The 25,921-nt window shown below is 70.0% G+C and carries 19 protein-coding genes; 9 read left to right on the top strand and 10 right to left on the bottom strand.

The features are described 5' to 3' along the window. The first annotated feature begins 7 nt into the window (after nt 1–7). Complete coding sequence (locus IEZ13_RS15605) at nt 8–1,729, top strand: AIPR family protein (protein WP_183221856.1); 1,722 nt, start codon at nt 8–10, stop codon at nt 1,727–1,729. A 50-nt stretch (nt 1,730–1,779) separates the two neighbouring features. Here IEZ13_RS15605 and IEZ13_RS15600 read toward each other — a convergent pair whose 3' ends face one another. Further along, nucleotides 1,780–2,001, bottom strand: coding sequence for a hypothetical protein (locus IEZ13_RS15600; RefSeq protein WP_183221857.1), 222 nt, complete (start codon nt 1,999–2,001; stop codon nt 1,780–1,782). Nucleotides 2,002–2,209: 208 nt separating this feature from the next. On the opposite strand from IEZ13_RS15600, the gene IEZ13_RS15595 reads away from it, so the two are divergent. The 4 genes from IEZ13_RS15595 to IEZ13_RS15580 all read left to right on the top strand — a co-directional run bounded on the left by IEZ13_RS15595 (nt 2,210) and on the right by IEZ13_RS15580 (nt 5,464). Continuing rightward, nucleotides 2,210–3,205 carry an arabinan endo-1,5-alpha-L-arabinosidase gene (locus tag IEZ13_RS15595; protein ID WP_183221858.1) on the top strand — a complete coding sequence of 332 codons (996 nt, stop codon included), beginning with the start codon at nt 2,210–2,212 and terminating at the stop codon, nt 3,203–3,205. A gap of 95 nt (nt 3,206–3,300) precedes the next feature. Beyond that, nucleotides 3,301–4,278, top strand: coding sequence for an arabinan endo-1,5-alpha-L-arabinosidase (locus tag IEZ13_RS15590; RefSeq protein WP_183221859.1), 978 nt, complete (start codon nt 3,301–3,303; stop codon nt 4,276–4,278). A gap of 148 nt (nt 4,279–4,426) precedes the next feature. Further along, nucleotides 4,427–4,990 carry a Uma2 family endonuclease gene (locus IEZ13_RS15585; RefSeq protein ID WP_183221860.1) on the top strand — a complete coding sequence of 188 codons (564 nt, stop codon included), beginning with the start codon at nt 4,427–4,429 and terminating at the stop codon, nt 4,988–4,990. Nucleotides 4,991–5,065: 75 nt separating this feature from the next. Continuing rightward, nucleotides 5,066–5,464, top strand: coding sequence for a DUF6582 domain-containing protein (locus IEZ13_RS15580; RefSeq protein WP_183221861.1), 399 nt, complete (start codon nt 5,066–5,068; stop codon nt 5,462–5,464). On the opposite strand, the gene IEZ13_RS15575 is transcribed toward IEZ13_RS15580, so the two are convergent. Continuing rightward, complete coding sequence (locus IEZ13_RS15575) at nt 5,461–6,390, bottom strand: TIGR03619 family F420-dependent LLM class oxidoreductase (RefSeq protein WP_183221862.1); 930 nt, start codon at nt 6,388–6,390, stop codon at nt 5,461–5,463. The two genes, IEZ13_RS15580 and IEZ13_RS15575, sit on opposite strands and share 4 nt — an antisense overlap. 83 nt (nt 6,391–6,473) lie before the next feature. Here IEZ13_RS15575 and IEZ13_RS15570 point away from each other — a divergent pair, with 83 nt between their 5' ends. Both IEZ13_RS15570 and IEZ13_RS15565 read left to right on the top strand, forming a co-directional pair. Then, a complete protein-coding gene (locus IEZ13_RS15570) occupies nt 6,474–7,106 on the top strand; it encodes a TetR/AcrR family transcriptional regulator (RefSeq protein WP_183221863.1) in 633 nt (210 codons plus the stop codon). Next, nucleotides 7,103–7,546, top strand: a complete 444-nt coding sequence (locus IEZ13_RS15565) for an acyl-CoA thioesterase (protein ID WP_183221864.1) — start codon at nt 7,103–7,105, stop codon at nt 7,544–7,546. The genes IEZ13_RS15570 and IEZ13_RS15565 overlap by 4 nt, the downstream gene beginning before the upstream one ends. A 104-nt stretch (nt 7,547–7,650) precedes the next feature. On the opposite strand, the gene IEZ13_RS15560 is transcribed toward IEZ13_RS15565, so the two are convergent. The 4 genes from IEZ13_RS15560 to IEZ13_RS15545 all read right to left on the bottom strand — a co-directional run bounded on the left by IEZ13_RS15560 (nt 7,651) and on the right by IEZ13_RS15545 (nt 11,861). Further along, a complete protein-coding gene (locus IEZ13_RS15560; RefSeq protein WP_183221865.1) occupies nt 7,651–8,484 on the bottom strand; it encodes a geranyl diphosphate 2-C-methyltransferase in 834 nt (277 codons plus the stop codon). Nucleotides 8,485–8,486: 2 nt separating this feature from the next. Next, nucleotides 8,487–9,530: a family 2 encapsulin nanocompartment cargo protein terpene cyclase gene (locus IEZ13_RS15555; protein WP_183221866.1), complete on the bottom strand. Its 1,044-nt coding sequence runs from the start codon at nt 9,528–9,530 to the stop codon at nt 8,487–8,489. Next, nucleotides 9,530–10,942, bottom strand: coding sequence for a family 2B encapsulin nanocompartment shell protein (locus IEZ13_RS15550; protein ID WP_229794714.1), 1,413 nt, complete (start codon nt 10,940–10,942; stop codon nt 9,530–9,532). The genes IEZ13_RS15555 and IEZ13_RS15550 overlap by 1 nt, the downstream gene beginning before the upstream one ends. 100 nt (nt 10,943–11,042) lie before the next feature. Continuing rightward, the gene (locus IEZ13_RS15545) at nt 11,043–11,861 is read right to left on the bottom strand and encodes an alpha/beta fold hydrolase (protein WP_183221867.1); all 819 of its coding nucleotides are present in this window, start codon (nt 11,859–11,861) and stop codon (nt 11,043–11,045) included. A gap of 54 nt (nt 11,862–11,915) precedes the next feature. On the opposite strand from IEZ13_RS15545, the gene IEZ13_RS15540 reads away from it, so the two are divergent. Beyond that, nucleotides 11,916–12,188 (top strand): hypothetical protein, encoded by a 273-nt coding sequence (locus IEZ13_RS15540; RefSeq protein ID WP_183221868.1) that lies wholly within the window; start codon nt 11,916–11,918, stop codon nt 12,186–12,188. A gap of 42 nt (nt 12,189–12,230) precedes the next feature. Further along, nucleotides 12,231–14,444 carry a putative bifunctional diguanylate cyclase/phosphodiesterase gene (locus tag IEZ13_RS15535; protein ID WP_183221869.1) on the top strand — a complete coding sequence of 738 codons (2,214 nt, stop codon included), beginning with the start codon at nt 12,231–12,233 and terminating at the stop codon, nt 14,442–14,444. Here IEZ13_RS15535 and brxL read toward each other — a convergent pair. Genes brxL through brxC form a run of 4 tightly spaced genes read right to left on the bottom strand, consistent with a single transcriptional unit; the run spans nt 14,419 to nt 25,921 of the window. Continuing rightward, entirely contained in the window at nt 14,419–16,437 is a 2,019-nt protein-coding gene (gene brxL / locus IEZ13_RS15530) for a BREX system Lon protease-like protein BrxL (protein ID WP_183221870.1), read from the bottom strand. The two genes, IEZ13_RS15535 and brxL, sit on opposite strands and share 26 nt — an antisense overlap. A 10-nt stretch (nt 16,438–16,447) precedes the next feature. Continuing rightward, a complete protein-coding gene (gene pglZ, locus IEZ13_RS15525) occupies nt 16,448–18,943 on the bottom strand; it encodes a BREX-1 system phosphatase PglZ type A (protein ID WP_183221871.1) in 2,496 nt (831 codons plus the stop codon). Then, nucleotides 18,936–22,430 (bottom strand): BREX-1 system adenine-specific DNA-methyltransferase PglX, encoded by a 3,495-nt coding sequence (gene pglX, locus IEZ13_RS15520; protein ID WP_203833900.1) that lies wholly within the window; start codon nt 22,428–22,430, stop codon nt 18,936–18,938. Before pglX ends, pglZ begins: the two co-directional genes overlap by 8 nt. Further along, a complete protein-coding gene (gene brxC, locus IEZ13_RS15515) occupies nt 22,427–25,921 on the bottom strand; it encodes a BREX system P-loop protein BrxC (RefSeq protein ID WP_183221872.1) in 3,495 nt (1,164 codons plus the stop codon). Before brxC ends, pglX begins: the two co-directional genes overlap by 4 nt.

The following is a 25,921-nucleotide window of genomic DNA, read 5'->3' as shown; positions in this document are numbered from 1 at the left end:
GCACCGGTTGGACATCGTCGTAGACAGCCTGGTCAAGAAATTCCAGGCGGACCATGATCTGTCGGCGCTGGCCGAGGACGAGGCGTTCGAGGCGTTCGCCGGCTACTGCGTGCTGAGTTCGTTCCACGAGGAGGCCTTCAACCCGGACACCTTCCGGATGGGCGGCGGCAACGACCTCGGCATCGACGTCTGCGGTCTGCTGGTGAACGGTGTGCTCCTGCGCGACGAGGTCGACGTACGGGCGGCGACCGAGCAGGCCCGGCAACTCGACGTGCGGATCATCCTGGTCCAGGCCAAGACCAGCCCCAAGTTCGAGGCGAAGGTGCTCTCCGATCTCGCCGACAACCTGGCGCATGTCGTCGTCTCCAAGGAGAAGCTGCCGTACCCCGCTTCGCCGGACGTGGAGAATCTGCGCGCCTGCCTGGACGCGATCTACGCCAACATCGCCAAGTTCTCCGGTGGGCGCCCGAAACTGCACGTCGCGTACGCCACGACCGGCGGCCAGGTCGCCGACCTGATCCGGCGCAAGGCGGTGTCCGCGGAGAAGCGGCTGATGGCGACCGGTCTCTTCGACGCCGCCGAATTCCGGTGCGTCACCCGCGACGACCTTCGCGATCTCTACCGGCGGGCGACGCAGGCGGTGTCGGTGGTCTTCGAGATGCCGAAGAAGATCTCGCTGTCGCGGATGCCGGGGGTCAAGGAGTCGCTGCTCGGCGTGATGCCGGCCCGGGAACTCGTGACGAAGGTGCTGACCGATCCGACCGGCCACATCCGCAAGGCGCTGTTCCACGAGAACGTCCGCGACTTCCAGGGCTACAACGGCGTCAACGCGCAGATCCGTGACACCGTCCGCGACGACGACGGCCACCGGCGGTTCGCGGTGCTGAACAACGGCATCACCATCGTCACCCGGAACCTGGACGTCGTCGGCGACGAGGTGCACGTCCGCGACTTCCAGGTGGTCAACGGCTGTCAGACGTGCCACGTGCTGTTCGACGAGCGGGACCGGCTGACCGACGACGTGCAGGTCAGCGTGCGGGTGGTGCACAGCGAGGAGGAGAGCGTCATCGCGGGCATCATCGCGGCCACGAACCGGCAGACCGCGGTGAGCGAGGAGGACCTGTCGACCCGTGAGGACTTCCACCTCAAGCTCGAGGACTTCTTCGCCGCCCAGGACCCGGAGCGGCGCCTCTTCTACGAGCGGCGGTCCAAGCAGTACGCGTCCCGCCCGGACGTCGAGAAGACCCGGGTCGTCAACCGTACCCAGCTGACCCGTGCGTACGCCGCGCTGTTTCTCGGCGAGCCGGCCGCCGTCGGGCACTACCGTGATCTGACGACCCGGCGACGCGACGATCTGTTCCAGCCGGACCAGCTGCCGGAGCTGTACTACGCCGCAGCCGCCATGCACTACCGCGTCGAGTGGCTGTTACGGACCCGTCGTCTCCTGCCCCGGTTGCGCCCGGTGCGCTACCACCTGATGACGGCGCTGCGCTGGCGGGTGCTCGGCGCGGCGCCGGTCGCGAGTCACCCACGCAGAGCCGTGGAGCAGGGCCGCCGGCTGCTCGATCTGGTCTGGGAGCCGGGAAAGGCGGAGCAGGCCGTACTCAAGATCGTTCCGGATCTGAACCGGATCATCGAGCGGGAGGAGGCCGCCGGGGTGCCGCTGGGGGAGATGGTGCGGAACCGGCGGTTCGCGGACGCCGTACGCGCGGCTGTTCTGCCGATGTGACGACGGCCCGGTGGGGCATCACCCAGGGTGACACTCCACCGGGCCGGCTGTCAGTTGGCGTCGGCCAGGGCGGCGAGGGCCTGGGCGGCGCGGAAGTACTTGTTGCGGCCCAGCTCGCCGATGGTCTTGATGCCGAGGGCCTCGCGGATCAGCTTGGCGCCGTTCTCGCTGACGCCGGCCAGGGCTTCCACCGGAGCGTCGAGGATCTCCTGCAGGGACTTGTCCTGCCAGGCCTTGTCGACGATCTTCTCCAGGTCGGCGGTGACTGCCACTCTTCCTCCACTAAGTCGATCCGAAATGGATCTTCACTGTCGGGCGCGAAGCTTAGCTGATCTTGGAGTCGCGCCAGCCCGCGGTTGGCCCTGTGAGCGCGCCAGCCGACTCGATGGCTGATCATGAGGCTGACTTGACTTCCTGCTTGTGATCGTTAACATAACGGCAATCGCATCGATGTCGATAAAAGTTTTACCGGGAGCACGGATGTCGCCAAGCACCACCCGTCGCGCCGCGGCGATCATCGCCGCGCTGATCCTCACGACGGCCGGCGGCTGCGACACGGACGAGCCCGGCGGCACCCCCGCGACCGCCCCGGCCACCCCGCCCGATCCCACGTTCCTGCTCGGCGACGCAGGGGTGCACGACCCCACCCTCGTCAAGAGGCCGAACGGCGGCTACCTGCTCGCCCACACCGGGGCCGGCCTGCGGCTCCGCACCTCCACCGACCGCAACACCTTCACCGAGGCGGGCGCCGTCTTCCCCGGCGGCGCACCCTGGACCACCGCCTACACCAAGGGCAGCGCCGACCTGTGGGCGCCGGACCTGTCGTACCGGGATGGGAGGTTTTGGCTGTACTACTCGGCCTCGACGTTCGGCTCCAACCGGTCGGCGATCTTCCTGGCCACCAGCCCCACCGGCATGGCCGGCAGTTGGACCGACGCCGGCAAGGTCATCGAGTCCACCTCGAAGAGCGACTTCAACGCCATCGACCCCAACCTGTACGTCGACGACGCCGGAAACTGGCGGCTCACCTTCGGGTCGTTCTGGACCGGCATCAAGCAGATCGAGCTGGACCCCACCACCGGCCTGCGCCGCGGCGACACGATGGCCGGCGTCGCCGAACGTTCCGACACCGCGATCGAGGCCCCCTACCTCGTCAAACACGATGACTACTACTACCTGTGGGTGTCGTTCGACGCCTGCTGCAAAGGAGCGGCCAGCACCTACCGGACCATGGTGGGCCGCTCCATCAGCCCCGACGGTCCGTTCGCCGACCGGAACGGCACCCCGATGACGGCCGGCGGCGGCACCGAGATCCTGGCCGGGCACGGCAGTGTCCACGGCCCCGGCCACCCGGCGGTCCTCGCCGACACCGATGGCGAGTACCTCGTCTACCACTACTACGCCGACTCGGGCTCGCCGCACCTCGGCATCAACCCGATCGGCTACGACGCGGCCGGCTGGCCGTTCGTCCACTGATCCACCCGCGCGGCGGGGCCCACCCCCAGCGCCGGCGCGCGGCGACCCCCTTGAGGAACCGCTTTCCCCGAAGCGAAACCGAAGGTGACATCCCCATGAGAATCCGCAAGCTGCTCCTCACCGGCGTGACCGGCATGCTCGCCGTCGCCGCCGGCCTCTACGGCATCCAGTCGGCCAGCGCCGCCACCTACCCCAACCCGGGCGTCGTGACCGGCTCGACCGGCGCACACGACCCGTCGCTGATCAAACGGCCGACCGGCGGCTACCTGCTGGCCACCACCGGTGACGGCATCACCCTGAAGACCTCCGGCGACCGGACCGCCTTCGCCGACGCCGGCAAGGCCTTCCCCAACGGCACGTCGTGGGCGTCGACCTACACCGGCGGCAGCGCCAACCTGTGGGCGCCCGATCTGTCGTACCGCAACGGCAGGTACTGGCTGTACTACTCGGCCTCCACGTTCGGCTCCAGCCGGTCGGCGATCTTCCTGGCCACCAGCACCACCGGCGCGGCCGGCAGCTGGACCCACGTCGGCAAGGTCATCGAGTCGACCACCAGCAGCGGCTGGAACGCCATCGACCCGAACCTCAGCGTCACCACGTCCGGCGAGTGGTACCTGACGTTCGGCTCGTTCTGGACCGGCATCAAGATGGTGAAACTCAGCTCCAGCACCGGCCTGCGGGCCGACAGCACGATGTACAACATCGCCGAGCGGTTCACCAACAGCAAGTCGGTCGAGGCGCCGTTCATCCACTACCGCAACGGCTACTACTACCTGTTCATGTCGTTCGACTTCTGCTGCCAGGGCGCGTCCAGCACCTACCGGACCATGGTGGCCCGCTCGACCAGCATCACCGGCCCGTACAAGGACCGCGCCGGCGCCCTGACCACGGCGGGCGGCGGCACCGAGATCCTCGCGTCCCACGACAGCATCCACGGCCCCGGCCACCCGGCGGTCATGACCGACTCGGACGCCGACGTGCTGATCTACCACTACTACAACTCGTCGGGCGCCGCGAGGCTCGGCATCAACCTGCTCTCCTGGAGCTCCTCAGGCTGGCCCACGGTCTACTGACCCGGTCACCCTCGCGGAGAAGGCGCCGGCACGTCGCGGCGCCTTCTTCCCTTTCCCGGAGTACGGGGTCGGCTTCGACGATTCCGCTCTGCTTGCCCTGCCGGGTACATGGCAGAATTGGCGCGTCATCGGTCTGGAGGTGTTGTCGATGAGCGTGACGCTGTTGGAGCATCCGGGTCCGTGGAACGAGGAGCAGTACCTCGCGCTCGGTGAGACGCCGAACCGGATCGAGTTGATCGACGGGGGACTGTGGGTGAGCCCGGCACCGAACAAACCTCATCAGGACATCTCGTTTCTCCTGATGACCGGCATCCGCCCAGCGGCTCGGGCCGTCGGCCTGCGTGCCTACGAAGCGGCCAACGTCCGGCTCGGCACCGACCGGATCGTCATTCCCGACCTCGTAGTCGCCGACACGGATCCCAAGGGTGGTGTGATCGAGGCGGCCGAGGTCGCCTTGATCTGCGAGATCGTCTCACCGAGCAACGCCGCGAACCACCGGCTCCTCAAGATGCAGTTCTACGCTGCCGCCCAGATCGGCTGGTATCTGCTGGTCGAGCCGGACCTCACTGATTTCGAGTCGGTGGCCTTGCGCCTGTTTCGCCTCGAGGGCCAGCACTACGCCGAGCATGCCATGGTGCCGTTCGGTACCATCCTGACTCTCGACGTCCCGTTCCGCTGTGCGATCGACACCAGAACCCTTCTCGACTGGTAGGCCGGCTGGGGTTGCGCCCGGTGTCGGCGTTCGGTGCGTTGGTTCGCGTGGGTGTGGGCGGGGTATCCGGACGGTATGGCTGCTCGACGAACGAAGAACCATCAACTGGACGCCGGCGACCGCAACGCCATGCCGGAGAGTGTGTTCGCGTTTCCGCGGGTGCGGAAGGAGCCGCTCAACGACGCGGGTCACGTTCGGAACGCCATCGCACGGTTCGACCAGGTTCGCGACGTCAGCGACACCGAGCGGGGCGAGGCGTTCCGCCGCATCCAGCAGGCCGCCCGTAGGTTCGGCGTGGAGATGACCGAGACCCGCTGGCGGCAGCTAGGCAAACCGTCGAAGAGCATGAAGTCGTCGGACAAGCCGCGCGACACCGCTACCCGGGCCGAACTCTACGCCCAGGCCCGGGATCGTGGTGTCGCCGGCCGGTCCACCATGACGAAGGAGGAACTCCTGCGGGCGCTGCGGGATTAGAGGACCGCGCGGGCCTTCTCGTGGAACTCGGCGGCGCGGTCGATCAGCTCCTTCACGTCGTCGACCGCGGCCGGGAGTGTCACGTAGATGTGGTCGGCGCCCGCCTCGGCCAGTGCCGCCACGTCCTCGGCCAGCTGGGCGACGCTTCCCGCGTACGGCGGACGGGGTGACGCGGTCGACTCGGTGATGTCCAGGGTGCCGATCTGGACCGTGCAGCTGATCGCCGCCGGGTCGCGGCCCGCCTCGGCGGCCATCTCCCGGATCCGGGACCACGTCGCCTTCACCTGCGCCGGGGCCGCGCCGCTGGCCACCCAGCCGTCGGCGCGCCGGGCCACCCGGGCCAGCGCCTTCTCGCCGGCCCCGCCGAGCAGCACCGGGATCGGCCGGGCCGGCTTCGGGCCGATGTCGGCGGCCGCCAACCGGTAGCGGCCGGTGTCGTAGGCGACCGGGTCGGGGCCCCAGGCGGCGGCCGCGATGTCCAGGAACTCGTCCAGCGCCCGGCCGCGGCCGGCGAGCGGCACCGGTGACCCGGCCTCGAACTCGTCCGGCGACCAGCCCGTGCCGAGCCCGGCGAGCACCCGGCCGCCGCTGGCCGCGTCGAGGGTCGCCAGTGCGCGGGCCAGCTGCAACGGCGTGTGGAACGGCACCACCAGCACGCCGGAGGCCAGCTCGATCCGTTCGGTGACGGCGGCCGCCAGGGTGAGCGTGATCAGCGGGTCGGTGACGCCCCGGTAGCGGTCGGGCCAGGGCAGATCGGGTACGCCGTACAGTCCGTGCGGGCCGCTCTGGTCCCGCGGCACGAGCAGCCGTTCGAAGGCCCACAGGCTGTCGTAGCCGATCTCCTCGAACGCCCGGGCCGCGGCGATCACGTCGGCGCCGGGGGAGTAGTGACGGAACTGGGGCAGGCTGATGCCGAGTTTCACCATGCCACCCACACTTCCACAGGGGACGGCGCCGCAGTGACCGGCGTTATATTTACGAACGGTCGGTCGGATTGTAGGTTCGGGGCATGACCCAGGACGGCCGGCTCATCCGCGGCGAGCGCACCCGCAGCGCGGTGCTCGAGCAGGCGCTCGTGCTGGCCACCGTCTCCGGCCTCGACGGCCTGTCACTGAGCCAGGTCGCCGACGCGCTCGGCGTCAGCAAGTCCGGCCTCTTCGCCCACTGGCGATCCAAGGAGGCGCTCCAGCTCGCCGTCATCGACCAGGCCCGCGCCCAGTGGCGTGACCGGGTCATCCGGCCCGCCCTGGAGGTCCCGGCCGGGGTCCGCCGGCTGTGGGCCGTGCACGATCGGCGGATCGCGTTCTACGAGGCCAGGGTGTTGCCCGGCGGCTGCTTCTTCGCCAACGCCCACTTCGAGTTCAACGCCCGCCCGGGCGTCATCCGGGACCGCCTGGCCGGCGAGCTCACCGACTGGATGACCTTCCTGACCGGCCTGGCCGGTGAGGCGGCCGGCCTCGGTGAGCTGCGGCCCGGCGTCGACCCGGCCGGGCTCGCCTACCACGTCGAGTCGCTCGGGGTCTGCGCCGTGATGCAGGCCCCGGTCGTCGGCGCCGCACCCACCTACGCCCAGGCCCGCCGGCAGCTCCTCGAGCACCTGCGCGCCGTCACCATCGATCCGACGATCCTGGAGCAGAAATGACCACCGTCACCGAGACCGGCGCCGCCTACGGGGCCGTCGAGCGCACCGCGGTCCACTTCGACGACCTCGACGCCATGGGCATCCTGCACAACTCGCGGTACGCGGTGCTGGTCGAGCGGGCCGTCTCCCAGTGGTGGACCGAGCGGGGCGTCTCCTTCACCGGCGGCCGCCCGACCACGCCGGACGCCTTCAACGCCGTCCGGGAGTACGCGATCATCTTCCACCGCCCGGTCGCCAGTGTCGGTGACATCGCCGTCCACTTCTGGCTCGATCGGCTCGGCAGCTCCAGCGCCTCCTACGGCTTCCGGGTGACCTCGCTGGACGGGGAGGTCGTCTACGCCGAGGGGCGCCGGGTCAACATCCGCCTCGACCCGGCCACCATGCGCCCGGTCCCGTGGACCGACCACGCCCGCACCCTGGCCACCGCCCTGATCCGCTGATCACCCCGACAGTCGGCCGGTGACGGACCGGTCACGCCCGGCGGGCGCGCCGCGGCCTGGACGGAAGTCCCAGGCCGCGGCTCTGTGCGTACAAGAAATGGGTTTTAGATGCGGTCTGCGGCGATCAGCAGGTAGTGGAAGCTGCCCTCCTGGTAGGCGGTCAGGAAGGCCTCCTCGATGCCGGTTGCGACCGACGACCGCGCGCGCAGCTGCCAGTAGGGGATGGTCGCCGCGGTGAGATCGACGACCTCGATCGGCACCAGGCCGTTGTCGGCCAGCGCGCGGAAGTAGGCGCTGCGCGGATGGATGTCGCACGTGTAGTGCTCGTTGATCCGGCTGACCGCTTTCGATCGCAGGCCGGTCACGTCGTTGGCGCACCCGGTGATGCAGACGTAGCGGCCGCCGAAGCCCAGCACCCGCGCGAACTCCCGGTACAGGTCGCCGAGGTCGACATACATGGTCGTCTCGTTGGTCCAGATCGCCTGGCGCGAACCGGACGGCAGCCGCGTGTCCAGCATGTTCCGGAAATGGAAGCGGACCCGCTCGGCGATGCCCCGCCGCGCCGCCTGGTCGTTGGCGAACCCCACCTGGTACTCGGAGATCGACAATCCGTCCACCTCGCACCCGAACCGCTGGTGCGCCATGATGCTGGTGCCGCCGCGACCGGAACCGGCGTCCAGGATCAGCTCGTCCGGCTCGACCGGCCCCAGATGATCGAGCAGCAGGTCGGCCTGTGCGCTCTCCAGCCGGTGCAGCTCGCCGATGATTCGCTGCTCAGGGCCCTCCAGCACGGCCGGGTCGTACGGACCGACGCCGTAGTGATGGTGGTAGAGGTCGTCCACCTCGCCCAGCCGCAGGTTGACCGGATCGTTGCGGTGGGTGTTCCAGTACGCGGCCACCGACTTCTCGAAATCGGTACGCAGAATCGTGCTCGTCATGATCAACTCCTCTGATAGCGGCCGGTGGTGGCGTGCCAGCGTCGGCTGCCGCCGGTCCAGGCCCAGACGTCCGCGAGGAACCGCCGCAGGTTCGGCGATCCGGCGACGCTGAGCCGGGCGGCCAGTTCGACGAAGGTGTGCATCAACTCGTTGTGGATCTCGACGGTGCGCCGCATCGCGTCCTTCGGCGAGAGGCCCTCGGCCTGGGCCAGCACCTTCGGCAGGTTGTAGTCGTTGTCCGATTCCGACGGCGCCGAGTGGATGTCGTTGACGAGGACCGCGGCGTTGGCGGCCGTCGTGTAGGCGCGGCGCACCTCCGGGTGGTAGAACTCGTGCGCGGACAGCTCGTACCCGGCCAGCACGTCGACCAGGATCATCGGCGGCAGGTAGCTGTTGAGATGCCGCTGGACCAGGTATTCCCAGACCGGGGGAGTGCGCCGGTTGGCGTGCCAGTCCGCCTCCTGGCACCAGGCCAGGAACAGGATCGCCATCTGATGCTGGAACCGGCCGATCTGCGCCGTGGAGGCGTACCGGGCCAGGTGTTCCATGGCCGTGCGGAAGGCCTCCGAGATCGGTTGCAGCCGGTGGTAGGCGTCCATGTCGGCGGCGTAGCGCGGCACCATCGCCGCCGGGTCGACCACCGACATGAGCCGGGCCAGCCGCGAGCCGACCACCATCGGATCCGACCCCAGCTCCACCTCGTCGACGTAGTAGTCGTCCGCCGCCCACTCGGCCACCAGGCACTTCGTGGCGGCGAGCAGCCGGTCCGGGTCGTCGACGGCCGGGTGGGCCAGCATCATGTAGCGGCCGAAGCCGTACGACCGCAGCTTCTCCAGCCGGCCCTCGTAGATCCCGACCTGGCCGGCCCAGGCGATCAGACCGTCGTCGACCACCTCGCCCAGGGCCGGATCGTCGCGCAGCGCGTCCGGGCAGTACAGCTCACCCTCCGGCGGCGGCTTGACCAGCGGGCCCAGGAAGGCCGCCGACATGCCGAGACCGGGCAGCAGCCTGCGCAGATCCCCGGGCGGCGCCAGGGTCGCGGCCATCAGTGCGACAGCTCGACGTGGTCGAGGATGCCCAGCGCGTCCGGCACCAGCACGGCCGCCGAGTAGTACGCGCTGACCAGGTACGACATGATCGCCTTCTCGTCGATCCCCATGAACCGCACGTTGAGGCCCGGCTGGTACTCGTCCGGCAGCCCGGTCTGGTGCAGCCCGATGACACCCTGGTCATCTTCGCCGGTCCGCATCGCCAGGATCGACGTGGTGTGCGTGGGGCTGATCGGGATCTTGCCGGACGGCAGGATCGGCACCCCGCGCCAGGACGGGACGGTGTGCCCGTCCATCTCCACCATCGGCGGGTAGATGCCCCGCTTCGTGCATTCCCGGCCGAACGCCGCGATCGCCTGCGGATGGGCCAGGAAGAGCCGGGTGCTGCGCCGCATGGCGAGCAGTTCATCCAGGTCGTCCGGGGTGGGCGGGCCGCTGCGGGTGTGGATGCGCTGGCGCAGGTCGGCGTTGTGCAGCAGACCGAACTCACGGTTGTTGACCAGCTCGTACTCCTGCCGCTCCCGCAGCGCCTCCACGGTCAGCCGCAACTGCTGCTCCACCTGGTCCATCGGGTCGTTGAAGAGGTCCGCGACCCGGGTGTGGATCTTGAGGACGGTCTGGGCCACGCTCAGCTCGTACTCGCGGGGGCGCAGCTCGTAGTCGACGTACGTGCCGGCCAGCGTCGGCTCACCGTCGTGCCCGGCCGCCAGCTTGATCTCGGCCTCACCGTACTTGTTCTGCGGCCGCCGGGTCTTGTCCCGGAACCCCTCCACGTGCCGCCGCAACGTCTCGCTGGTCGCCGTCAGCTCGGCGAACGCCGACCGCGGCAGCGCCAGGATGGTCACCGAGGTCATCGCCTTCGCGGTGTACGCCCAGATCGGGTCGGCCTCGATCAGCACCCGCTCGCCGAACACCTCCCCGTCGGCCATCACGCCCAGGCTCAGCGGGTCACCGTAGGCGCCGACGCCCACCTTGACGACCTTGCCGTGCGCGATCAGGTACATGTTGTCGGCCACCGACCCGAACTCGACGATCACCTGCCCCGGCTCGTACTCCTGCTGCTCGAACCGGCCCGCGATCCCATTCAGCAGCTCCATGTCGTCGATCCCGGCGAGCACCGCGATCTCCCGCAGCTCGTCCGGCACCACCTGCACCGTCGAACCGGTGTTGATGAAGGTGAGCCGGCCGTCGCCGATCCGGTAGGTCATCCGGCGGTTCACCCGGTAGGCGCCACCTTTCACCTCCGTCCACGGCAGCTTGCGCAGCAGCCACCGTGAGGTGATCTCCTGCATCTGCGGGACCGACTTGGTGGTGTTGGTCAGATTCCGGGCCGCCGTGGTGCTCAGGCTCTGCTGGTACTGCTGGTCCTTTTCCTCACGCGTTTTCGCCGACTTCACAGAACTGGTCACGGTGAACGCCCCGTTTCATCCGGATGTAGGGTGACATGCTGGTTCTATCCCAGTCATCCGGTGATTTGTCAGGGTTCTCGCATTCTGCTGGTAGGCGAGATCAGCCGAGGAAGCCGTCCACCAGCTCACGGAAGGCCACCGGCTCCTCCACCCACGGGCGGTGACCGGAAGCCGGCATCACCTCGAGACGGGCACCCGGATGGGCGGCCGCCACCGTCCGGGCCGGGGCGACGCCGATCATGCCGTCCGAGGCGCCCGCCACCACCAGCACCGGGGCGCTCACCGGGGACGGGCAGGCCGCCTCGGCGCCCGCGTAGAACGCGTCACGCAGCCACGGCAGCGACGTCGAATGGCCCGCCACGTACTCGTGGCGGCGCTCCGGCGCCCACCGGTGCCAGTGGAACGGGATGAGCCGGGCCTGCAGGAACGGGCCCTGACCGCCGGCCGCCAGCTCGCGGGCGGCGGCCGCGGCCTGCGGATACCACGGCTCGGCGCTGCGGGTGGCACGGACCGCGGCCACGTCGGCGAGGTCGATGTCCCGGCCGGTACGCCCCACCGGCGTCACCAGGACCAGCCGGCGCACCCGCCCGGGATGGCGGGCCGCGTACTCCTGGGCGGTCAGCGAACCCGCCGAATGCGCCAGCAGGTCGAGCCGGTCCAGCCCCAGATGCTCACGCAGCGCCTCGACATCGCCCGCCTGCCGGACGAACGACACCGTCGACCGGTCCGCCGGCACCTCGGAACGGCCCGCCGCGCGCCCGTCCAGCCGGATCAGCCGCCGGCCGGCCGAGAGACCGCCGAGGTCACCCAGGTAGCGCACGTCCATACCGGGGCCACCGCCCAGCACCACCAGCGGATCGCCGGTACCGAGGACGTCGTAGAACAGCTGGACACCGTCAGGGGCGGGGAAGCGCGGCACCCGGAGATCGTGCCACGCCGATTGAATCCGCCGCGATCGGGAAAATCACCTGTCGTGACCTGGCTCGAATTCGCACTGCTGCATGCCGACGAACCCTGCACCGTCCGGGTGCAGACACCCGGCAGCGGGACGGTCCCGGTGGGCCCCTGCGTCATCGCGCACCGGGAGACCGGCACCACCGTCCTGTGCCCGCCGGACACCGAGGCCCCGCCCGGCACCCGGATCATCCTGCCCGCGGGGGAGACCGTCGAGGTCGTCGGCGCCCATCACCTGGACCCGGCCGGCACCCGGCTGCCCGAGCACCGCCAGTTCGACGTCGTGCGGTAGGCAATTCTCAACCTCCGGCCGGAGCCGCCGATAGGTCCGGCCATGTGGAGGCTGGCCGGTGTCGTCGTGGGTGTCTATGCGGCCGTCTGCATCCTGTCCGACCTCGGCGCCGGCATCAGCGACCACCCGGTGGGCGGGGTGCTGCTGATCACCACCTACCTGATCCCCGGCCTGCTCGTCGCCGCCCGCGCGCGCCGCGACGACCCGGCCTGGGCGTTCCTGTCGGCCGGCATGATCGCCTACGGGGCCGGCAACCTCTACTGGTTCCTCCGGATCCGCGACATGAATCCGGAACCGCTGGCGACCTGGGCCGACGCGCTGTGGCTGGCCTTCTATCCGGCCTGCGCGGCCGCCCTCGCCCTCCTGCTGCGCCGGCGGCTGCCCCGGCTCGGCACCACCGCCTGGCTGGACGGGCTGATCGCCGCGACCGCGGTGGCCGCCCTGGTCTCCCTGCCGTTGCTGGCCGCCGTCGAACCGGCCCCGCACTCCTCCACGCTCGGCGTCGTCGTGAACGCCGCCTACCCGCTGTCCGACATCGCCGTCACCGGCTGCCTGCTCGGCGTGTGGGCGCTGTGCGGCTGGCGCGCCGACCGGGTCCTCGGGCTGCTGATCGCCGGGATGGGCCTGTTCGCCGCCGCCGACGCGGTCAGCATGATCCTGCTCTGGCAGGGCGTCGAGATGCCCCGGACGCTGGACCTGCTGTGGATCGCCGGACTGTTCCTGCTCGCCATGGCCGTCCGGCAGCCGTCCGGCCGGCGCGAGACCGGGCCGCCGAACATCTGGCTCAGCACCGCCGTACCCGCCGGGCTGGCCTTTCTGTCCCTCGGTCTTCTGATCTTCGCGGCGCTCAGCGAGCGGTCCGTCACGACGGTCACCAGCCTGCTCGCCGCGACCGCGGTGACCGCGGCGATCATCCGGATGATCGCCAGCGTCCGCACCGCCGAACAACTCGGCGCGGCCCGCCGGATGGCCCGCACCGACGAGCTGACCGGCCTCGCCAACCGGCGCCACTTCATCGAAAGCCTCGACCGGGAACTGGCCACCACCGGCGGGCCGCTCGCCGTGGCCTTCTTCGACCTGGACCGGTTCAAAGAGGTCAACGACAGCTTCGGCCACGACGTCGGGGACAGCCTGCTGCGGCTGGTCGGCGCCCGGCTGCGCGACGCGGTCCGCGACCCGGTCCTGCTGGCCCGGCTCGGCGGCGACGAGTTCGCGCTGCTCATGCCCGGCATGGGCCGCGACGACGCGGCCGCCGTGGTGAACCGGCTGCTGAGCACCCTGCGGAAACCGTTCCTGCTGCCCGAGGTGGACCTGCACGTCGACGCCAGCGTCGGCATCGCGGTCCACCCCGACGACGGCGCCGACCGCTCCACCCTGCTGCGCCGCGCCGACGTGGCCATGTACGCCGCCAAACACGGGCACGGCGGCCCGGTCTTCGCCACCGGCCTCGACGACCACGCCCGCGCCCGCCTCACCACGCTCGAGGAACTGCGCGCCGGCCTGGACCGCGACGAACTGGTCCTGCACTACCAGCCCAAGGTCACCGTCGGCCCGGAACGCCGGGTCGTCGGCGTGGAGGCGCTGGTCCGCTGGCAGCACCCGGTCCGCGGGCTGGTCTACCCGGACGCGTTCCTCGGCACCGCGGAGAGCGCCGACCTGATGGGCCGCATCACCGGGGCGGTGCTCGACCTCGCCTGCCGGCAGAGCCGCGCCTGGCACGACCAGGGCCTCGCCGTACCGGTCGCGGTCAACCTGACGGTCTCCAACCTGCGCGACCCCGCCTTCCCCGACCAGGTCGCCGCGCTGCTGGAGCGCTACCGGCTACCCGCCTCGGCACTCGAGCTGGAGGTCACCGAGAGCGTCCTGATGACCGACGCCGACAACGCCCTCAAGCGGCTCGGCACGCTGCGCGACATGGGCGTACGCCTGGCCGTCGACGACTACGGCACCGGCTACTCCAGCCTCGGCTACCTCCAGGTGCTGCCGGCCGACGACCTGAAACTGGACCGCGCCTTCGTGAGCCGCTGCGGCACCGACCCGCGCAGCGCCGCCATCGTGCACAGCACCGTCCAGTTGGCCCACAGCCTCGGCATGCGCATCGTGGCCGAGGGCGTCGAGGACGACGAGATCCTCGACCGGCTGCGCGAGTACGGCTGCGACTACGCCCAGGGGTACGGCATCGCCCGCCCCCAGAACGCCGCCTGGCTGGCCGCGCACGCCCCAGCCCCGGTCACCGCCGCTCCCGCACATAGGTGACGCCGAACGCCCGGACCGGCCGGTACTCCTGCAACCGGTGGGCCAGGTCGAACGCGTCCGAGCTGACGTGCTGGAAGACGTCCAGCCCACGGCCCAGCACGATCCGCCAGCCGGTGTCGGTGACGATCGACCGGTCGTGGGCGCCGTTGTCGAACGACACGTCCAGGTCGACGCCGCCGGCCGCCGCGCCCTGCTTCACCTTCACCAGCAGCTCCAGCTGACGGCGCAGCCGGTCCTCGTCCTCCCGGTGCTCGGCGGTCACCAGCTTCACGCTGATCTCGTCGGCCGGATCCTTGGCCCGCACCAGCACCTCGATCAGCTCCATCAGGTTCCGGGCCTGATGGAACTGCCGGATGTACGGATCGGTCACCGTGATCGTGGTGGCGCCCCGCAGGTACGGCAGCAGGATCCGCTCGAACGACACCCCGCGCTGGTTCTCCGCGAAGTCCCGGTGCCCCTCGAACAGCGCCGGCTCACCCGACGGCCGCGGCCGCGGTTCCGTGCGCGGCTCCGGTGGCCGGCTCCGGCGGTGGTAGTGCTCCGGGTACTCGTCCTCCTCCAGGGTGGTCACCGGCCGCCAGCCGCCGGCGGCGTCGGTGTACCCGAACGCGACAGTCGCCATCGTCGCGTCGATCCGCAGGATCTGGTCCTTGACCCGCTTACGGCCCTCGATCGCCAGCCGCAGCAGCTCCTCGATCTCCGCCGGGCTCGCCTCGCCGTGCGGGTGCAGCAGCTTCATCAGCCCGGAGAAGGTCTTCTGCACACCGTCGCGGTCCCGGGTGGAGATGTCCGGTGACAGGGAGAAATACGGTTGGTAGCGGTCGGAGAAGTCCATCGGCCGCATCGACCGCAGCACCTCGGCGATGTAGTCGACCACGAACCCGTACCCGCTGGAGAACATCTCCCCGCGGATCGTGTCGACCTCCCAGCCCGGGATGTAGTGGTGCAGCCGGTCCAGGTAGGCCGCGTCGTGGTAGCTCTCCGGCAGCTCGTCGAACAGGTCCGCGTGCTTGAGCATGTACGGCACGGTGTGCGAGGTGTTGCCGACGAACACCATCGACGCCTCGGCGCCCAGCGTCTCCACACCCCGCGAGAACGACTTGTTCGCCATGTAGTTCTTCATGATGTCGACCAGCGCCTTGTCGGCCCGCTTGCGCTTGCCGGCGAACTCGTCGAAGGCCACCACGTCCCAGTAGCCGACCAGGCCGATGCGGCCGTTGGCGTTGTTCACGAACAGCTTCGGTACGGTGACCTCGCCGCCCGAGATCAGCATGCCGTGCGGCGAGAACTCCGAGTAGATGTGCGACTTGCCGGTGCCCTTGGGCCCCAGCTCCACCAGGTTGTAGTTGCGCTCCGCGAACGGGATCAGCCGGATCAGCTGGAGCAGCTTGGCCCGGCGGCCGAACAGCGCCGGATCGAACCCGACGGACTGCACCAGCAGGTCGATCCACTCGTCGGTGGTGAACTCCCGGCGGGCCGCCAGATACCCGTCGAAGTCGAAGCTGGACAGCTGGATCGGCTTGATCGAACCGAGGATCCACGGCACCGCCCGCGCCGAGTCGGTGTGCGTGTACTCGATGTCGCAGATGCACCAGACCCCGCCCACCAGCAGCTTCGGGTGCGCCTTGATGGTGGACGGCTCCACCAGCACACCCCGTACGCCCAGGTTGGCGAACTCGGCCTCGTACACGTCGGCCCGGTCGTTCAGGGTGGCCGTGACCCGGTCGATGATCCGGTGCCGGCCGCGCTCCCGGATCGTCGACTTGACCAGCTCCGACTCGCTGCGGTGCACGTAGTGGTCGGCCAGGATCCGCCGGACCGCGTGGATGCCGGCCTGGATGGTGGCCTCGTCGTCGGAGGCCGCGTACTGGCCGAGCAGGTACTCCAGCACGTAGGTGGGGACGATGGCGTTGCCCTTGACCGCCTTCACCAGATCCTTGCGGACCACGACGCCCGGGAACAGCCGATTGATCTTGGAGTCGAGTTCGCTCACGACATCTCCCCTAGAAGTCGAAGTCGGACGTGAACGAACGCCGCAGCGTGTACATCGCCCGGGCGTACGGCCGCCACTGGCTGGTGTTCGGGATCGGCTCCTCCAACCGGAACTCGACCGCCCGGTTGTTGTGGTCGTTCGCCTCCTGCGTGAGCAGCAGCACCACGTTCTGGTAGCGGTCCCGGGTGTCCGCCGACTCCTGATCGAACACCAGCTCCGGCCGATCGGAGATCAGCACGTCCCCGGCGTACAGGCAGGCCCGCAACTGCCGCGGCCGCACCTTCTCGCTCACCGGCCGGGTCTGGTACAGCTTCACCACCAGCTGCCCCGTCGTGATCTTGTCGGTCTCCGGCAGCACCTCCACCCCGACCAGCTCGGTGTCGCTGCGCCGCTTCTTACCGACCGTCAGCACCGGCACGACCACCTCCTGCAACGTCGCCCCGCCGTGCACGAACCGCGACCCGGCACCCGGCAGCCGCAGCCGGTGCACCGACTTCGGCACCTGCACCTCCAGGTCCCCGGCCAGACCCAGCCGGTCCGCGGTGAACGTGCTGAACGCCGGATCCTCGCGCAACCCGCGGCCCAGCACGTACCGGCGGTTGACCACCCGGATCTCGTCACCGGCCGGCTGCGTGGACAGGTGGAACGCGTCGGCCAGCGGCGTGTGCTGGAACAGGAACCCGTGGTCGGCGGTGATCAGGATGTTCGTGGCGTTCGCGTTCGCCAGCCGCTTCACCAGGTCGACCAGCTCCCGCATGGTCTCCTCGGCGGCCTCGAACACCCGCGTCTCGGTGGCCGGCTTGTCACCGGTCGCGTCGATCCGGTCGTGGAAGACGTACAGCACCTGATGCTGCTGGTACAGCTCCCGCAACTCGTCGCGGGTCAGCGCGAGCACCGCCTCCGCCTGGATCGCCCGGCCGCCGGCCGCCGCCAGGATCCGGCTCCGGTTCGCGGTGCCGTTCGACGGCATCCCGTCGACCAGTACCGGGTCGCCGCCGGGGGAGTGCCCGATCGTCGTGTGCGGCAGCAGCGCCGCCATCCCCAGCTGGGTGTAACTGGGCAGCACCCCCAGCACCGCACCCAGCGTCGCGTCGAACCGGTCCTCCTGCCGGATCCGGGAACCCAGCTCGTCGGCGATCTCGTAGCGCAGCGCGTCGGAGACGATCACCACGGCCCGGCGGCGGCCGTCGCGGATCACCGGCTGGACGTGCTCGGCGAAGAACGACGTCTGCGAGGACAGCGCCGCCGACCGCCACCGGTCGGCCGTGTCCACCTGCCGCTGCCACGCGGCGCCCAGCTCGTACAGGAACTTGTTGGTGTAATGCCTCTCCACCCGGGCCCGCAGACCCTCCAGCGGCACCGGCGACTCGGCGGTCCGCGCCGCGTGGATGAACCGGCGGTACAGCTGGTCGATGCGGAACCACTCGGTGCGGTACCGCTCCAGGCCCTCGTCGAACGACCGCATCGACAGATCCAGGCAGCCGATCGCGGTGAGCAGGTCGGACGCGCTGCCGATCGCCGCGTACAGCCGGCGGTGCCCGTCGAACCAGACACTGCTCTGCCGCTGCCGGACCGCCTCGGTCACCTCGCGGGCGGTGACCGTCCGCTCGTCCACGCCGCGCGCCAGATCCCGCACGATCCGCTGCTCGGTCTCCTCGAAGACGTCGGTGCCGAGCAGGTCGCGGTAGCCGGTCTCGCGGATGCCCTCGGCGTACCCGATGGTGGCGGCCACCCGCCGGGCCAGCGTCTTCATCGCCTCCCGGCTGCGCACGTCGTAGCGCAGGCTGCCGAAGTCCCGGGCGATGTTGTGCAGGCCGCCGGCACCGTCCGCCCGGAAACCGCGGTCCGCCTCCCGGAACAGCCACAACACGAAGTCGTCGACACTCGGCCGCGACGAGGAGTAGCCGTAGATCGACGCCGTGCCCCGCCAGAAGAACTCGTCCAGACCGTGATCGGCCAGCGCCTCGAACCGGGGCCGGGACTCACCGGCGTGCTCGGTCAGCACGGTCCGGGTGATCTCCAGCAGGCTGTGCTCGCGCTGCCCCAGCAGCACGGCCGACATCTTCGCCCGCAGCAGCCGGGCGTCGTCGGCCGGCCCGAGCAGCGCCCGCAGCGCCTGCACCCGCTTGGCCGAGCGGAAGAACCGCTCGTGCGCCCGCAGCGCCTCGTCCATCCCCTCGCCGGTCAGGCCCAGCTCCTGGCGCACCAGCGACACCCGGTCCGCGGTGAACACCCCGTACGTCAGCTCCAGGTCGAGCAGCCAGTTGCCGATGTCGGCCGGCGCCGGGCCCGGCCGGTAGACCAGGAACCGCCTCTCCGGCTCGGCCCGCAGCATCCGGTGCTTGAGCCCGTACTCGTTGTTCTCCACCCGGACGATCCGCACGTCGCCCAGATCCAGCGAGTCCAGCTCGCCGGCGTACTCGCCGTCCGGGTCGTGCCAGAACACCAGCCGGTTCGTCTCGAACCGCCGCCGCAGATGGGCCCGGATGGTGGCCGGCTCACTCATCGCCCGCCTCGAGACCCTGGATCCGCCGCAGCGCCGCACCGAACCGGGGGTAGTTGGCCCGCACCCCGTCGTCCAGGTCGATCGCCAGTTGCCGGGTCGCCAGCGGGTACAGCACGTCGTGCTCGTACTCGTCCAGCTCGACCAGGATCCGGCGCAGCCGGTCCAGCTCCTTCTGCGCGGCGGCCCGGGCCCGCGGGGTGCCCGCCTGGTCCACCGACAGCCGCTCCTGGTGCTGCCGGTTCGCCGTGAGCTTCGCCCGGAACTGCCGCAGGTACTCGTTGAGCACCGTGGACACCGTCGACGGCTGGTAGCGGTGCAGGTACACCAGCGCCGTGAAGGAGCCCTTCGCGCTGGAGAACAGCCAGTACACCGGCCGCTTGCGGTACCGCTGCACGTGGTCCTTGTAGAACGACTTCACGAAGTAGTCGCGGACGTCCTTCACACCCAGGGCGGCGGTGACCCACCGCAGGTTCTCCTCCAGGTGCTCGTCACCGAACGCCACCCGCAGGAACTGCCGGAACCGGCCCACGATGTCGTCGTCGAACCACTCGCCGTCGACCACCGGGATCACGTTGTCCTGATCCGGCGGGAACGACGGCCGCGGCACCCGGGCCAGATAGTCCGCCACGGTCGCGCCGGCGTGCCCCAGAACCAGGCCCGGCTCGTCCAGGCTGTACCGGCCGAACATGCAGCCCACCGCGTACGAGACCAGATCGGCGGCACGCTCCCGCGCGTACAGTCGCTCGTGCTCCTCGGCCGGCTTGCCGGCGAACCGGAACTCCGGATTGCCGAACAGGGTGATCTTCGCGGGCGACACCTCGGTGTCCGCCTCGCCGTCCAGCCGGTAGGCGGCGGCGACCTCGGCGTTGAGCCGGGTCTCCAGCTCCCGCGCCCGCCCGGCCGTCGCCACCCCGGCGGCGAAGCTCGCCGCCACCGCGTCGGACAGCAGGCCCCCGGCCTCCACCAGGTCCAGGGTCCGGAAGTCCCAGGACGCCTCGCGGGCGTCCCAGTCCGCCCGGTGGATCTCCACCAGCTCCCGCACCGTCGCGGCGGTCTCCTCCGGCACCTCCGGGACCGGCAGCTGCGCCAGCGTGCCCACCTCGAAGTTCATCCGCGACGACGTGGCGGCCAGCAGATCCCGGGCCACCGTCGAGTTGCAGACCGCCGCCAGCCGCAGCAGGTCCCGCTCGGACGCGAAGATCGACGTGCCCGCCACGTCGAAGATGAACCCCTGCGGATACCAGCGGAACGCGGCCTTGGCGCCCACCTTCGACCACGACACCGACGGCAGGAAGTAGTAGCCGGTGTTCTGCGCGCGCGACCGCGGCCGGCCGGTCTCGATGCCGAACGACCGGATCTCCGCCCCGTCGTCCTGCCAGTTGACGACGAACTCCTGGTTGCCGTACCAGCGGCGGAACTCGCCGCCCTTGTTGTACGGGAACCACCGGAGATCAGAGGCCAGCGCCTCGTCACGGGCCAGCCCGAAACCGGTCCGGTCGGCGCTCACCTCGTGCCACTGCCGGACGAACCGGCCGTTGTCCGCGGTCGCCAGGCCCTGCCGCGGCTCGCCGATCTCACCCAGCGGGCGGCCCAGCCCGAACGCGCGCAGCATCGCCTCGGACAGCCAGTACGCCACCGGCGCGCTCGGATGCTGGCGAAGCTGCCGGCTCGACACCGTGTATACCGGCCGCCGCCCGGCCACCGACTCCAGGAACGCGGCGTTCATCACCGCCTCGCCACGCTCCTCGACCAGCCGCACGAACGTTCCGGCCAGATCCGGATGCCCCTCGTTGACCAGCAGGAACGCCGTGGTGGCGACCACCTCGCCCGGGATCGTGTCGAACGCCCGGGCGTCCAGGTGCGCCATCGTCACGATCGCCTGGTCACGGAGCAGACGGTCACGCAGTGCCGCGTACGAGCCGAGGAACATCCACCCCTGCATCGTGATCATGCCGATGAAGGCGCGCGGCACCGCCAGGTCGACGCACCGCTCGATGAACATCGCGAACAGGTCGGTCTTCGAGTCCGGGTACTCCCGCTTGGCGAACCCGGACAGCATCGCGTTCATGTCGCCGCTGTACAGATAGGGCGGATTGGCGACCACCGCGTGATAACCCCGGGCCAGATACCCCGCCTGGGTCAGCACCCGCTCGGCCCGCCGCCGCAGATCGGCGGCCAGCAGGTCACCCTCCTCGGCCGGCAGCCCGGCCAGATGCCCACGAAGACGATCGACCAGATCGGTACGCGGCCGCACCAGCGAACCCAGGGTGTCCGCGTTCTCGAACAGGCTCCAGAACGACTCCTCGGCCACCCGGTCACCGGTCGGCGTGACAAGCGTGTTCAGCTCGCCCGGCGTGAACGACACCGGCTCCAGCACACAGATGTTCGGCGCCACCCGCCGGTTGAAGAACGTCCGCTGCCGGGCCCGCGCCTTCATGGTCAGCGCGAACGCCGCCAGCGCGCCGGCCCGCGGGTCGATCTCCGTGCCGTGCAGGTTGTGGGTGAGGATCAGCCCGGGGATGTCCGAGGGGGCGTACCCCTCCTCCTCGTAGATCGCGTAGAGCAGATCGAACGCGTAGGTCAGGATGTGCCCGGAGCCGCAGGCCGGGTCGATCACCCGGATCTCCTCCGGGGAGGACACCTTCGGGTAGGACGTCAGATCGGACGGAAGGTAGTAGTCCATCCGCTCGGCCAGCGCCGACGACGGCCGGTTGTGCAGCCACAACCGGCCCACCGAGTTCTCCACCAGATACCGGACGATCCAGTGCGGCGTGAAGAGCTGGGTCGCGGCCGGGATCTCCGGCGCCCCGGCCTTCTGGTTGCGCTTGAAACCGGCGGACACCTCGTCCTTACGCTCCGAGATGTAGAGCTGGTACAGCCAGCCGATCACCTCGACGTCCCGGCAGACGTCCTCGGTCAGCACCGCCACCGTCCGCGCCGGCACCGAGTCCTCGGCCAGCAGATTCGTCGGGATCAGCAGCTCGGTCCAGTCGCCCTCCCGCTCGAACATGAACGGCATCGCCCGGTTCCAGTGCCGGCAGTACTCGGCCAGCAGCAGCGCGTACGCCTCACCCTGCGGATCGGCGCTGCGCCGGGTCCCGTCCAGCAGCCCGGTGATCGCCTCCACCGCACGCCGCCCGGAGACCACCTCCGGGTCCAGGTTGCCGCGCTTCGCCTCGGCCAGCACCTCCGGCTGCCCGGCGACCAGACCGGCGGCCGGGGACACCACCCCGATGCCGGTGTAGCCGTTGGCGTCCATGAACCGCAGCGCCACGATCCGGTTGAACCAGGTGTACGCGACCCGGTCGGCCACCGCGTCCCGGCCGGACGCCGCGATCGCGCGTTCCATGGCGGCCACCGCGTTGGGCTGCTCCACCCGCTCGGCCGACGCCGGGGCGAGCACCACCGCGATCCGGGCCGTCACCTCACGGATCAGGGCGGTACGCGCCCAGGTGGCGAACGTCTTCAACCGTGCCGTGTCGATCACAGTGCGATCCGCTTCCCGTCGTCCAGGGCCGACAGCAGTGCGGCGCGCAGCGCGTCCACGTACCGGTCGACGTCCTCAGGTTTCTCCAACAGGCCCTGCACCCCCGCCGCGGTGACCGACCGGATCGACACGATCGGCCGCACCGGCGCCGGTGCCGGACCGTCCCCACCGCCCGGCGCGGGCGCCGGCGGCACCAGCCGTTCCAGCAGGCCGGGATAGACGACCGACTCGAACGAGTTGCCCAGCTCCCGGATGAACGCGATCTGCGTCTCGGCGGCCACCTGCTCGAGGACCCGGTCGATCGCGCCGGCCACCTCCACCCGGGCCGCCTCCGGTGTCTCGGTCCAGTACCGCCCGGCCACCAGCTCGGCCCGGCGGGCGCCGATCGCCCCGGCCACCGCCTGCCGCGCCCCGGACAGCGCCTCGTCGAGCAGCGCCCGCAGCGTCGCGGCCGCCTGCCGCAGCCGCGTCATCCCGTTGCCGCGGAACGCGTTGCGGTCCGCCAGCAGCCGCCGCACCTCGGCGTCGCTGCCGGCCGGCAGATAGCCCAGATTGTTGGCGTTCCCGGCGAGCAGCGCCGCCGCCTCGTCGTAGATGACCCGCTGGCCGCCCTCCAGGAAGGACAGGATCGGGTCGATCACGTCCTCCTTGGCCTCCAGCAGCTCGTCGCCGAGACCGAAACCGGTCAGGTACCACTCGTCCGGCTTGCCGGTGACCTGCTCCAGCAGCTCGACCGGGCCGGCCAGCTGACCGATGAACGGGTACGGCGAGCCGGCCATCCGGGACCGCAGCTCGTCCAGCCGCGACCGCAGCCGGCCGGCGCCGTACCGGGCCACCTCCAGCGGGTCCCGCGGCACGCTCGCGTCGTCGAAGAAGTCGGTGCAGAACTTGCGGAACGCGGTGACCCGGCGCTCGTCGAAGACCTTCTGCGGGGCCACCACGGTGTGCGCGTGCTTCTGCGTGTTGCGCAGCACGGTGGCCACCTCGCTGCGGCGCACGGCGTTGCCGTCCATCGACAGCGACACCTTCGAGGCGCCGACCAGCCAGGCGATCACCACCTCGGCCGAGGCGAGATCCCATCCGTACGGGCGGGACTGGAACGTGTCCACCACGGTCTTCACCGTCACCTGCTCGCCACGCCGGTCCCGGCCCAGCACGAAGGAGTACACCTCCTCGCCCGGCGCGGCCAGCGTCGACAGACCCGGCCCCTCGACCAGCACCGCCGGATCCGGGTTCGCGGCCGCCGCGATCTGCTGCTCGGTGTAGCGCAGCCCGCCCAGCAGGCTCAGATGCACGTAGGTGCGCCCGATCAGCTCCTGGAAGCCGTCGGTCACCCGGGCCAGCGCCTCCTGCGCACCGGACACCACGGTCGCCGCGTTGATGATCAGCTCCGCCTTGCCGACGGCCCGCCGGACCCGCTCGACGATCTCCCGCTCGCGCTCCACGTTCTGCGCCGCCTTGGAGCGCAGGATCTGGTCCTCGATCGCCGAGATGGACGTCGTCTGCTTGCGCTTGAGGTACTTCTCGCTCTTGATCAGCAGCCGCAGGTCGGCCAGCGCCCGCTCGTCCGGCTCCAGCACCACCCGCAGCTCGTCCTTGCCCGCGCTGTGCATCCGGATCTCCTCCGGACCGTACGGGTACTCGGGCGTGATGAAGTGCACGGTCAGCTCACGCTGCGGCCCGTACTGCTGGTCGTCCAGCTTGTAGCCGAACGCGAAGTCCTGGCCGTTGCGCGCGTACCGCAGCTTGGTGGTCCGGATGACGTCCCCGGACAGCATCCGCAGCAGCCGGTTGCCCACCTCGGACCCGTCGATCTCGACGTTCTTGATCTCCTCCTCGATGACCTGTTCCTCATTGGTCAGGTACTCGTAGAGGTTGCCGTTGCGCTGCACGTACGTCTGGGTCTCCAGCAGCGTCAGCGCCGCCTGCACCCGCCGCGCCAGATCCGGCAGATCCAGCCCGAACCGGTCGTAGACCAGCACCGTCAGGTTCCGCGGACTGGCGTGGAACCCCTCCACGTACTTCACCAGGAACAGCGCCTTGAGCAGGCGGACCGCCAGCGGATCGTCGGCGATGTGCCGTTCGGCCAGGTCGATCGACCGGCGCGCCGCCGACTTCAGCGACGCCCGGATGCCCGCGAACATGTGGTCGAAGGTGGCCAGCGTGCCCACCTCGACGTCACCGATGTCCTTGGCCACCTGCTGCACCACGCCCAGCATCGAGCGCTCACCGACCGAGCTGTTGCGGCCCTCGAAGACGTTGTGGTCCGAGATCCCCTCGATCGCGGCCTGGAACAGCGGGAACTGGTAGCTCACGAACGGGTACGTGCCGGTGAAGTGCGCCTCGTCCGCGTAGTTGCGGTAGGTCTTGCCACCGTCCACGAAGTCGAACAGCGTCTTGAAGTTCGCCGACTCCCGGTCGTAGATGGCCCGCAGTTCGCCGGCGCCCGGCCCGTTCTTCTCCAGCAGCCGCTTGCGGATGACCTCCTCGACGTCCGCGCTGGTCAGCTTCACCCGGGTGGCGAACCGCGCCTGGATCTTGGAGAAGTCGTTGCCCTGCTGCCGGGTCCGGTCCCCGACGACCTTGTCCATGTCCTCCTGCGACGTGACGAACACCCAGGCCCGCCCCTGGCAACGGGTGTTCAGCGACTCGGCGATCGTCTGGAGGTTCAGCATCAGATGGGTGTTCGTGCCGATGAACTGGCCCACCTCGTCGACGAAGAAGTTCAGCCGCAGACCGGCCGGCTGCCGGTCCAGCCAGGTCCGCACCTCGTCGGCGAAGTCCTCGATCGACATCGAGTACTCGTTGCGGTACTTCGTCAGGATGTTCGTCGGCGCGCCCTCGGTCTGGCCGCTGACCACCGCGTACGCCCGGGCCACATTGCCCTCTTCGAGGACGCCCTCCTCCCGGCCCAGCGACCAGTCCCGGCCGGAGATCCGCGCGTACTCCGCCTGGAACGCCTCGTACTGGCCGCGGTTGTCCAGATCCCGCTCGAACCGGGCGACATGCCCCTGGTTGCCGAAGTAGCCGCGGCTCTCGTCGAACACCTTGACGAACACCCGCAGCAGCGCGTCCCCCTGATCCTTCTTGCTGATCAGGGTCGCCTTCTGGTCGATGTTGAACAGCAGGCTGCGCGCCGGGATCCGGTCCGCCCGGTCCAGCAGCGCCGGCAGGAACGCCCCGTGCGCCTTCTCCCGGAAACTCGCCGACACCCGCTCCCGCGGAAACCGCTGCCCGTCCACCTCGCCGAGCAGGTGGGCCAGCATCTTGAGCAGGTGCGACTTACCGGAGCCGAAGAAGCCGGAGATCCACACGCCGTTGGCGGTGGTGTAGTTCGTGTACGCCTCGAGCAGCAGCTCCAGGCCCTTGGCCGCCTCGTTGGTGAGCACGTACTCGTCCACCTCGGTACCGAGGTGCGCGACGTCGTCCGCCTTGATCACGCCCTCGATCGGGCGCTGCACGTCCTTGGCGAAGATCTCGTTGAGCCTCAT

This window comes from Actinoplanes campanulatus (genome assembly GCF_014647795.1).
GTDB classification, from domain to species: Bacteria; Actinomycetota; Actinomycetes; order Mycobacteriales; family Micromonosporaceae; genus Actinoplanes; species Actinoplanes campanulatus.
This window is presented reverse-complemented; position numbering and strand designations above follow the sequence as displayed.

What these genes read in the sequence shown, in the direction of transcription:
- pglZ (WP_183221871.1), bottom strand. Translation starts at nt 18,943, where the DNA reads ATGAGTGAGCCGGCCACCATCCGGGCCCATCTGCGGCGGCGGTTCGAG.
- IEZ13_RS15570 (WP_183221863.1), top strand. Translation starts at nt 6,474, where the DNA reads ATGACCCAGGACGGCCGGCTCATCCGCGGCGAGCGCACCCGCAGCGCG.
- IEZ13_RS15580 (WP_183221861.1), top strand. Translation starts at nt 5,066, where the DNA reads ATGGCTGCTCGACGAACGAAGAACCATCAACTGGACGCCGGCGACCGC.
- IEZ13_RS15535 (WP_183221869.1), top strand. Translation starts at nt 12,231, where the DNA reads ATGTGGAGGCTGGCCGGTGTCGTCGTGGGTGTCTATGCGGCCGTCTGC.
- IEZ13_RS15595 (WP_183221858.1), top strand. Translation starts at nt 2,210, where the DNA reads ATGTCGCCAAGCACCACCCGTCGCGCCGCGGCGATCATCGCCGCGCTG.
- IEZ13_RS15575 (WP_183221862.1), bottom strand. Translation starts at nt 6,390, where the DNA reads ATGGTGAAACTCGGCATCAGCCTGCCCCAGTTCCGTCACTACTCCCCC.
- brxC (WP_183221872.1), bottom strand. Translation starts at nt 25,921, where the DNA reads ATGAGGCTCAACGAGATCTTCGCCAAGGACGTGCAGCGCCCGATCGAG.
- IEZ13_RS15560 (WP_183221865.1), bottom strand. Translation starts at nt 8,484, where the DNA reads ATGACGAGCACGATTCTGCGTACCGATTTCGAGAAGTCGGTGGCCGCG.
- IEZ13_RS15585 (WP_183221860.1), top strand. Translation starts at nt 4,427, where the DNA reads ATGAGCGTGACGCTGTTGGAGCATCCGGGTCCGTGGAACGAGGAGCAG.
- IEZ13_RS15590 (WP_183221859.1), top strand. Translation starts at nt 3,301, where the DNA reads ATGAGAATCCGCAAGCTGCTCCTCACCGGCGTGACCGGCATGCTCGCC.
- IEZ13_RS15555 (WP_183221866.1), bottom strand. Translation starts at nt 9,530, where the DNA reads ATGGCCGCGACCCTGGCGCCGCCCGGGGATCTGCGCAGGCTGCTGCCC.
- IEZ13_RS15565 (WP_183221864.1), top strand. Translation starts at nt 7,103, where the DNA reads ATGACCACCGTCACCGAGACCGGCGCCGCCTACGGGGCCGTCGAGCGC.